Genomic DNA, 8,575 nt, shown 5'->3' with positions numbered 1-8,575 from the left:
CTCGCGGCGCGCGCGGCCTGATCCCCGCGGGCCGCGCACGCAAAAAAGCCCGCACGACGCGGGCTTTTTACTGAATCGGCCGCGGGTGAGCGGCCGGCGGTTTCGCGCTTACGCGAACGAATAGAACACGCGGAACGCGACCTTGCGCTCGGCCCAGAATTCGGCGGCTTCGCGAAACACGTCGAGCAGCGTCTCCCGCCCTTCCTTGTCGAATTTCTGCGCGATCGGCAGCCCTTCGAGAACGATCACGAAACCGGGCTGGGCGCCCGCCTTCGCGACGAGGTCGGTCAGGCAGTCGTACAGCGCGTCGTAGTTCTTTCCGAAATGCTTCGGAAACAGGAACGACGTCGCGATCGTCTCCATCACCTCCTGCTTGGACTGCGCGGCGCCGCAATACGCATACAGGAAATGCTGGCCGAGCCGACCGGCTTCGTCGGCGAGATCCTGCACGCGAAACGCGCGGATCGACTGCACGAGATTGGGTCGCACGGTCGTGAAAAGGCTCATAGGCTCCTCGTTCGATGAAAGCCCGGGCTCGGCTTCCTGTTGCACCGGCGCGCCGCCAGCCTGTGCCGCCGCGTGTAATTGCATCACGCGCTGAAACAGATTGCCGTCGCCGGCTGCGAACAGTTCCGCCGCCGCCGTATCGTGCGCGTAGATGGAGTCGCTCATTCCGTTCATCCCGAAGTCATTCAACAATACGTTTAAAACTGTTGTAGTGGTCGTCCGTGTAGTAACAGTTGTCGACCCGGCGCAACGGCCCGCCACAGACGATCCGGCGCGCACCGCGATTGCGTGCGCGCGGCGTCGGCACCGTGTACTCGTGATAGAAGCCGCGCCTCGCTTTCGGCAGGATCCGCTCGCGGTTGCCGAATACGACGCCGTCTTTCTCGTACGGATAGGGGCCACCGGCGCCGATCAGGCCAAGCGTGGTCACGGCCTCGCGCGGCAGGCGGGCGGTCGGGATCGTATCGAGCCCGCCGACGGCCATGTCGGCCGAAACGGCCTGCCGTGCGTAAGCGGCGGAAACCAGACTGCCCATCGGCGTGCCGACGATACCCATCGCGAACATCGCGAAGACGGACGCGAGCGCGCCGTTGCGGAGCCACTTGCGTGCCATGAACCAGGGTTCCCGCTGTTAAATCAAGTAGTTGACGACCAACAAAGGCGTTAGCGTAGCGCTATTGTCCGCGCGAATCAATGTTCGTTTGGGAACCGAAAGCCGCACGCCACGCCGAATCGGGTATTTTCTACCTAATAAAGGATACATTTATCTTACATAGGTTAAAATGCGTGCGGCATCTCTCGTATGGCGAGACTCTGCCTCCTTGCCACGCTCGTTACCCAGAGTGGAGAGATGCTGCTGTTGCTTGCGGGAAGCGCGTTCGCGCCCTGCCCGGCGGCGTGCCCATTGCGGGCACGCCTCTTTTTGCTTTTGTTTACAATTTTTCCCGACGCGCCGCACCGGTTCGACCGGCACGGCGCGTGCATTCGGGCTCAGCGCGTGGCGTTCACGTCGGCGACCAGCAGCGCAGCCATGTTGACGATGCGGCGAACGGTCGCCGATTCGGTCAGCACGTGAACCGGCTGGGCAGCGCCCAGCAGGATCGGCCCAATCGCGATGTTGTTGCCGGCAGCCGTCTTCAGCAGGTTGTACGCAATGTTCGCCGCGTCGATGTTCGGCAGGATCAGCAGGTTCGCTTCGCCTTCCAGCGTCGATTCCGGCAGGATTTCCTTGCGCAGCGCCGCGTCGAGCGCGACGTCGCCGTGCATTTCGCCGTCGACCTTCAGCTCCGGCGCGCGATCCTGCAGGATCGCGAGCGTATCGCGCATCTTCTGCGCCGAAGGCGCGTTGCTCGTGCCGAAATTCGAGTGCGACAGCAGCGCGACCTTCGGCTCGATGCCGAAACGGCGCACTTCTTCCGCCGCCATGATCGTGATCTCGGCGAGTTGCTCCGGGGTCGGATCGACGTTTACGTGCGTGTCGACGAGGAAGATCTGACGGCCCGGCAGCACCAGCCCGTTCATCGCCGCGTAGACGCTGCAGCCGGCGCGCTTGCCGATCACCTGGTCGATGAAGTGCAGGTGGCGGTGCGTCGTGCTGATCGTGCCGCAGATCATCCCGTCCGCTTCGCCCTTCTTCACGAGCATCGAGCCGATCAGCGTCGTGCGGCGGCGCATCTCGACGCGTGCGAGCTGCTCGCTAATGCCCTTGCGCGACATCATCTTGTAGTACGTCTGCCAGAAGTCGCGGTAGCGCTCGTCGTGCTCGGTGTTGACGACCGTGAAGTCGGTGCCGGGCGTGAGGCGCAGGCCGTAACGCTGGATACGGTGCTCGATCACCGCCGGGCGGCCGATCAGGATCGGTTTCGCGAGTTTCTCGTCGACGATGATCTGAACGGCGCGCAACACGCGCTCTTCTTCGCCTTCCGCGAACACGACACGCTTCTTCTCTTCCGACGCGGCGCGCGCGATCTGGAAGATCGGCTTCATCGTCGTGCCGCTGTGGTACACGAACTGCTGCAGGTGCTGCTTGTAAGCCTCCATGTCCTCGATCGGGCGCGTCGCGACGCCGCCATCCATCGCAGCCTGCGCGACGGCCGGCGCGATCTTCACGATCAGGCGCGGATCGAACGGCTTCGGAATCAGGTAATCGGGCCCGAACGACAGGTCCTGAATACCGTACGCGGTCGCGACGATGTCGCTCTGCTCGTGCTGCGCGAGCTCGGCGATCGCATTGACGGCCGCGATCTCCATTTCACGCGTGATCGTCGTCGCGCCGACGTCGAGTGCGCCGCGGAAGATGAACGGGAAGCACAGGACGTTGTTGACCTGGTTCGGGTAGTCGGTACGGCCGGTCGCGAGCACCGCGTCCGGGCGCACTTCGAGTGCGAGTTCCGGCAGGATTTCCGGGGTCGGGTTCGCGAGCGCGAGGATCAGCGGGCGCTCGGCCATGCCCTTCACCATCTCCTGCTTCAGCACGCCGGCAGCCGACAGGCCGAGGAAGATGTCGGCGCCGTCGATCACTTCCGCCAATGTGCGCGCTTCGGTGTCGCGGGCGAAACGCTCCTTGTCCGGGTCCATCAGCTCGGTGCGGCCCTTGTAGACCACGCCGGCCAGGTCGGTCACCGTGATGTTCTCGAGCGGCAGGCCGATGTCGACCAGCAGGTCCAGACACGCGAGTGCGGCAGCCCCCGCGCCCGACGCGACCAGCTTGACCTTCTTGATGTCCTTGCCGACGACCTTCAGGCCGTTCGTGACGGCCGCGGCCACGACGATCGCGGTGCCGTGCTGGTCGTCGTGGAAGACCGGGATCTTCATCCGCTTGCGCGCTTCGCGCTCGACGATGAAGCAGTCCGGTGCCTTGATGTCTTCCAGGTTGATCCCGCCGAAGGTCGGCTCCAGCGCGGCGATCACGTCCACCAGCTTGTGCGGGTCCGACTCGTTCAGTTCGATGTCGAACACGTCGATGCCGGCAAACTTCTTGAAGAGGACCGCCTTGCCTTCCATCACCGGCTTCGACGCCAGCGGGCCGATGTTGCCGAGGCCGAGCACCGCCGTGCCGTTCGTGACGACGCCGACCAGGTTGCTGCGCGCGGTGAAACGTGCGGCGTTCAGCGGGTTCTCGACGATTTCCTCACACGCATACGCCACGCCCGGCGAATACGCGAGCGCGAGATCGCGCTGGTTGATCATCTGTTTGGTGGGGGCAATCGCGATCTTCCCCGGGGTCGGGAATTCGTGATAGTCGAGAGCGGCTTCGCGGAGCTTGGCTTTGGAGGAGGCTTGGGTCGACATGTGTCTTGTGACGGGCGGATTAGAATGACTGCTCGACGGCATTGTAGCGCCAATCGAAGCCCGTCAGACCGGCGATTCGAGTGCAACAGCCGCGACAAAAATGTACTGAACGGTGCAGGAACGCCGCCGTTCGCCTCGTACAATGCCGTTCCCTCAACCGCTCCGGATCTCCCGCCGTGCCAGCCGCCCTTTCCGAGTTTTCGCTGATCGATCGCTTCTTCGCACGCCGTGCAGCCCGGGGGCCGCGCGCGTCGACGCTCGGCATCGGCGACGATTGCGCGCTGATCGCACCGCGATCCGGGAAATTACTAGCCATTTCGACGGACATGCTGGTCGAAGGCCGCCACTTCTTCCCCACTGTCGCGCCCGACGCGCTCGGCCACAAGACGCTCGCGGTCAACCTGTCGGATCTCGCGGCGATGGGCGCCGAGCCGCGCGCGTTCACGCTCGCATGCGCGCTGCCGCGCGCCGACGCGGCATGGCTCGAGGCATTCAGCGACGGCCTGTTCGCGCTCGCCGAGCGGTTCGGCTGCGAACTGATCGGCGGCGACACGACGAGCGGGCCGCTGAACCTGTGCGTGACCGTGTTCGGCGAAGTCGCGCCGGATGCTGCGCTGCGACGCGATGCCGCACGCGACGGCGACGACATCTGGGTATCCGGCACGCTCGGCGACGCGCGCGCCGGGCTCGGGATCGCGCGCGGCGAATGGACCGCCGGTGCGGCCGAAGCCGCCGCGTTCCGGCTGGCGCTCGAGCGCCCCGAGCCGCGCATCGCGCTCGGTCTCGCGCTGGCGGGCGTCGCGCACGCGGCGCTCGACATCTCGGACGGCCTCGCCGGCGACCTGCTGCACATCCTGACCCGCTCCAACGTGCGCGCCGACATCGACGCCGACGCGGTGCCGCGCTCGGCCGCGCTCGCGACCCTGCCGCCCGCCGTGCAGCGCCAATGCACGCTGGCGGGCGGAGACGACTACGAGCTGTGCTTCACCGCGCCTGTCGCGGCCCGTGCGGCGGTCGACGCAGCCGGCGCCAGCGCCGGCGTTCCGGTCACGCGGGTCGGTACAATACGCGCGTTGTCGTCGCCGTCCGAGCAGCCCGCGATCGCGTGGCGCGACGCCGCCGGCACGCCCCTGACACTCACGTTGCACGGTTTCGACCACTTCCATGCAGACTGACCCGACCGCGCACACCGCGGCCGCGCCCGGCGCCGCGCGGAACGTGCCGCAGCGCGCCACCGCGCGCTTCATGCTGTCGCACCCGGCGCACATCGTGTCGCTCGGCTTCGGCAGCGGGCTTGCGCCATTCATGCCCGGCACGTTCGGCTCGCTGTTCGGCTGGCTGACGTTCGTCGTGCTGAACCGCTATCTGACGGTGCCCGAATGGTGGGCGCTGATCGCGCTCGGGTTCGTCGGCGGCGCCTGGATCACCGGCTTCACCGCACGCAGGATGGGCGCGACCGATCCGGGCCCCGTCGTCTGGGACGAAATCGTCGCAGTCTGGCTCGTGATGCTGTTCGTCACGCCCGCGACCTTCGTCGGCCAGCTGTGGGCCTTCGTCGCGTTCCGCCTGTTCGACATGCTCAAGCCGCCGCCGATCCGCTATTTCGACCGCCGCATGACCGGCGGCTTCGGCATCATGACCGACGACCTGATCGCCGCCTTCATGACGCTGCTCGTGATTGCTGTGTGGCGCTCCGTCATCGGCTGACCGATTTCCCGACTTTCGTTTCCCGACGCGCATGCCAACCGATTCCGTCGTCCACCAGCTTGCGATCCGCGCAGGCAACAAGCTGCGTGACGAGCACCTGTCGCTCGCCACCGCCGAATCATGCACGGGCGGCATGATCGCCGCCGCGATCACCGACATCTCCGGCAGCAGCCAGTGGTTCGAGCGCGGCTTCGTCACGTACTCGAACCAGGCCAAGAGCGAGATGATCGGCGTACCGCCCGACCTGATCGAAAAACACGGTGCCGTCAGCGAGCCCGTCGCCCGCGCGATGGCCGAAGGCGCGTTGCGCAACAGCCGCGCGCAGGTCGCGCTGTCCGTCACCGGCATCGCCGGCCCGGCGGGCGGCAGCGAGAAGAAGCCGGTCGGCACCGTGTCGTTCGGCTGGAGCAACCGGCTGCATACCGACGTCGAGACGCTCGTGTTCAAGGGCGACCGCGAACAGATCCGCACGCAGGCGGCCGCGCATGCGCTGCGCGGGCTGCTGAAGCTGCTCGACGAACGCGAAAGCTGATTCGTCCGGAAAACGGCGCGGCGGCAAGCGCCCCCCGCCCGCTTACTGGATCGCGTCGGGCTTCACGACGATCCAGTTCTTGTCCGCCGTGACCGGCAGGCCGAGCGCCTTCTGCTGTGCGGCCGATTCGTCCGACCACGCGCGGATCTGCGCCATCTGCTTGTCCTTCTTGTTCACCCACACGCGCACGCCGCCGCGCGCGACGTCCGTCGCATTCAGCAGCATGTAGCCGTCGGACGTCGGCGTGTCGCCCGCGACCAGCACCGGCTTCTTCCACTGGTCGATCCAGCCGACGATCGAGCCGAGCTTGCCCTCGTACCACGTCATCGGGTTCATCAGGAACGGCGTGATCACGAGGTTGCGGTTCGCGGCTTCGTCGTACTTGCCGGCCTTGATCTGCAGCCGCGACGTCGTCAGCGCGCCCGTCGCCGGGTTGCGCAGCAGCGTCGTCACGCCGATCACGTTCTGCGGCTTCACGTTGTAGCCGTACTTCGGATCGGACAGCACCAGCCGCGCGAGTTCCTCGTGCGCGGCCGTCATCACGAACACCTCGATCCCGTTCTCGCGCAGCGCGTTGTACAGCTCCTGCATCCCGCGGAAGAAGCGCGGCGGGTTCGCCGCGCCGTCGACCACCTTGTCGCCCTGCCAGTAGCGGATCGGCACCGGCTTGCCGTCGGCGAGCATCGCGTCGATGTGACGCTTCAGGTCGGCGAGCGACAGCCCCGCGAACGCCTGGGCGATCCACGGGTAGCAGACCAGGTCGTCGATCTCGCAGAGCCGGTAGTAGTAGCTCGTCAGCGACTCCTTGTAGTCGGCGGAATCCTTGAACGGGATCAGTTTCAGCGACGGGTCGAGCGAGTCGCGCGTGAGCACGCCGCGGTGCTCGAGATACGGCAGCAGCGATTCCTCGAGGTCATAGCGGTAGGTCGTGTTGTCGGCGTCGAACACCGCGTAGTCGCCGCGATTCGCGTGCTCGGCGATCATCGCGTTCAGCGCCTTCGCGCTGTCCGCCGGCCAGTGCGACAGGTCCGCCGCATGGGCGAACGTCATGCACAACGACGCGGCAAGCGCGCTCAGAAGATGGCGGGACAGCTTGGGCATGGCGTCGCTCCCTTTCTTGACATTCTGGTTACGGATCGATGACAAACGGCAGCATCGCGCGATTGGCGCGCGGGCATGCGATACACAAGCGACGGGAAGTTGTTCGCGCGCGCCAGGATGGCTCACGGTGAAAAAGCCGCGCGGCCCGCGGGCGCGGGGCGCAGCAAAAGGCCGCCCGGGCGGGCGGCCTGCGCATCAGCGATATTTCAGCGATGCGCGTTGATCGTATCGCGCGTCTTCTGCGCGGCGAGCGCCGCGGCTTCGGCAAAGTCCTCGCCGTTGCTCGCGTACAGGATCGCACGCGACGAGTTGATCATCATCCCGGTGCCGTCTGCCGTGCGGCCCGCGTTGACGGTCGCCTGCACGTCGCCGCCCTGCGCGCCGATGCCGGGGATCAGAAGCGGCATGTCGCCGACGATCCCGCGCACGATCTCGATTTCGTTCGGGAACGTCGCGCCGACCACGAGGCCGAGCTGGCCGTTCTTCGCGTTCCACTTGTTCGCCGCCAGGTCGGCCACGACCTGGTACAGCGGCCGGCCCGGATGGCCGGCCCCGTTCGTTTCGAGGAACTGGAGGTCCGAACCGCCCGGGTTCGACGTGCGGCACAGCACGATCACGCCCTTGCCGTCGTGCTCGAAGTACGGCTCGACCGAGTCGTAGCCCATGTACGGGTTCACGGTGACTGCGTCCGCGCGATAGCGCTCGAACGCTTCGCGTGCGTACTGCTCGGCCGTGCTGCCGATGTCGCCACGCTTCGCGTCGAGGATCACGGGCAGGCCCGGGTGTTGGAGGTGGATGTGCGCAATCAGGCGCTCGAGCTGATCTTCCGCGCGGTGCGCGGCGAAGTACGCGATCTGCGGCTTGAACGCGCTTGCATACTGCGCGGTCGCGTCGACGATCTGCCGGCAGAATTCGAAGATCGCATCGGGCTGGCCGTCGAATTGCACGGGAAAGCGCGACGGCTCGGGATCGAGGCCGACGCACAGCAGCGAATTCGTGCGCTGCCACGCGGCGCGCAGCGATTCGATGAAAGTAAGCGGGGAAGACATGGCGGATACTCGCGGCAAACCGTTGGTAGACCGCGTATTTTACCCGCGTCGCCGGCGTCCCTCGTGCGCGGCTGCATCGACGCGTGCGTCGGTCCGCTCGACGGTAAACGAAAAACGCCGCGTGAGCCGCTCGCCCGGCGCGAGCAGCGTCATCCCGTGCGCGGCTCCGCCGCCCGGCAGGTTGACCGCATTGATCGGATGATCGACCGGCTCGAAGCAGAAGAAATCCTTGCCGGGCGGCGTGAAGAGCACGTACGCATCGGCGTCGGCGGCAACCGTCATCGACAGCCCGCGGCGCGGCCAGCCCACCGTCGCGTGACCGCCCCAGCCGGTGAACGCATGATTGACGAGCGTCGCCGGCAGCGGATACGCGACGCCGAACTGCCAC

The 8,575-nt window shown here is 66.4% G+C and carries 8 protein-coding genes and 1 pseudogene; 3 read left to right on the top strand and 6 right to left on the bottom strand.

Features of this window, described 5'->3' with window-relative positions:
- Positions 1 to 108: 108 nt before the first annotated feature.
- The 3 genes from J7024_RS35510 to J7024_RS35500 all read right to left on the bottom strand — a co-directional run bounded on the left by J7024_RS35510 (position 109) and on the right by J7024_RS35500 (position 3,840).
- A complete protein-coding gene (locus J7024_RS35510; RefSeq protein WP_124827169.1) occupies positions 109 to 672 on the bottom strand; it encodes a barstar family protein in 564 nt (187 codons plus the stop codon).
- 16 nt (positions 673 to 688) lie between these two features.
- Positions 689 to 1,120: a ribonuclease gene (locus tag J7024_RS35505; RefSeq protein ID WP_175770022.1), complete on the bottom strand. Its 432-nt coding sequence runs from the start codon at positions 1,118 to 1,120 to the stop codon at positions 689 to 691.
- A 377-nt stretch (positions 1,121 to 1,497) separates the two neighbouring features.
- Complete coding sequence (locus tag J7024_RS35500; RefSeq protein WP_279607231.1) at positions 1,498 to 3,840, bottom strand: NADP-dependent malic enzyme; 2,343 nt, start codon at positions 3,838 to 3,840, stop codon at positions 1,498 to 1,500.
- 134 nt (positions 3,841 to 3,974) lie between these two features.
- Here J7024_RS35500 and thiL point away from each other — a divergent pair, with 134 nt between their 5' ends.
- The 3 genes from thiL to J7024_RS35485 are packed head-to-tail and all read left to right on the top strand — an operon-like array spanning position 3,975 to position 6,037.
- Positions 3,975 to 4,973 carry a thiamine-phosphate kinase gene (gene thiL, locus J7024_RS35495; protein ID WP_175770020.1) on the top strand — a complete coding sequence of 333 codons (999 nt, stop codon included), beginning with the start codon at positions 3,975 to 3,977 and terminating at the stop codon, positions 4,971 to 4,973.
- Entirely contained in the window at positions 4,963 to 5,505 is a 543-nt protein-coding gene (locus tag J7024_RS35490; protein WP_124827173.1) for a phosphatidylglycerophosphatase A family protein, read from the top strand. Before thiL ends, J7024_RS35490 begins: the two co-directional genes overlap by 11 nt.
- A gap of 31 nt (positions 5,506 to 5,536) precedes the next feature.
- Entirely contained in the window at positions 5,537 to 6,037 is a 501-nt protein-coding gene (locus J7024_RS35485) for a CinA family protein (protein WP_096506278.1), read from the top strand.
- Between the two features lie 42 nt (positions 6,038 to 6,079).
- On the opposite strand, the gene J7024_RS35480 is transcribed toward J7024_RS35485, so the two are convergent.
- From J7024_RS35480 to J7024_RS35470, 3 genes and pseudogenes are all read right to left on the bottom strand, one after another.
- Positions 6,080 to 7,138, bottom strand: a complete 1,059-nt coding sequence (locus J7024_RS35480; protein ID WP_124827174.1) for a haloacid dehalogenase-like hydrolase — start codon at positions 7,136 to 7,138, stop codon at positions 6,080 to 6,082.
- Positions 7,139 to 7,344: 206 nt separating this feature from the next.
- Entirely contained in the window at positions 7,345 to 8,187 is an 843-nt protein-coding gene (pyrF, locus tag J7024_RS35475) for an orotidine-5'-phosphate decarboxylase (RefSeq protein ID WP_124827175.1), read from the bottom strand.
- 39 nt (positions 8,188 to 8,226) lie between these two features.
- Positions 8,227 to 8,575, bottom strand: a pseudogene (locus J7024_RS35470) (aldose 1-epimerase); the annotation flags it as partial.

The sequence above is a fragment of the Burkholderia sp. WTPI3 genome, from assembly GCF_021483755.1.
Lineage (GTDB): Bacteria > Pseudomonadota > Gammaproteobacteria > Burkholderiales > Burkholderiaceae > Burkholderia.
Note: the sequence above shows the minus strand (reverse complement) of the source record. Positions and strands in the feature narration are given on the sequence as shown.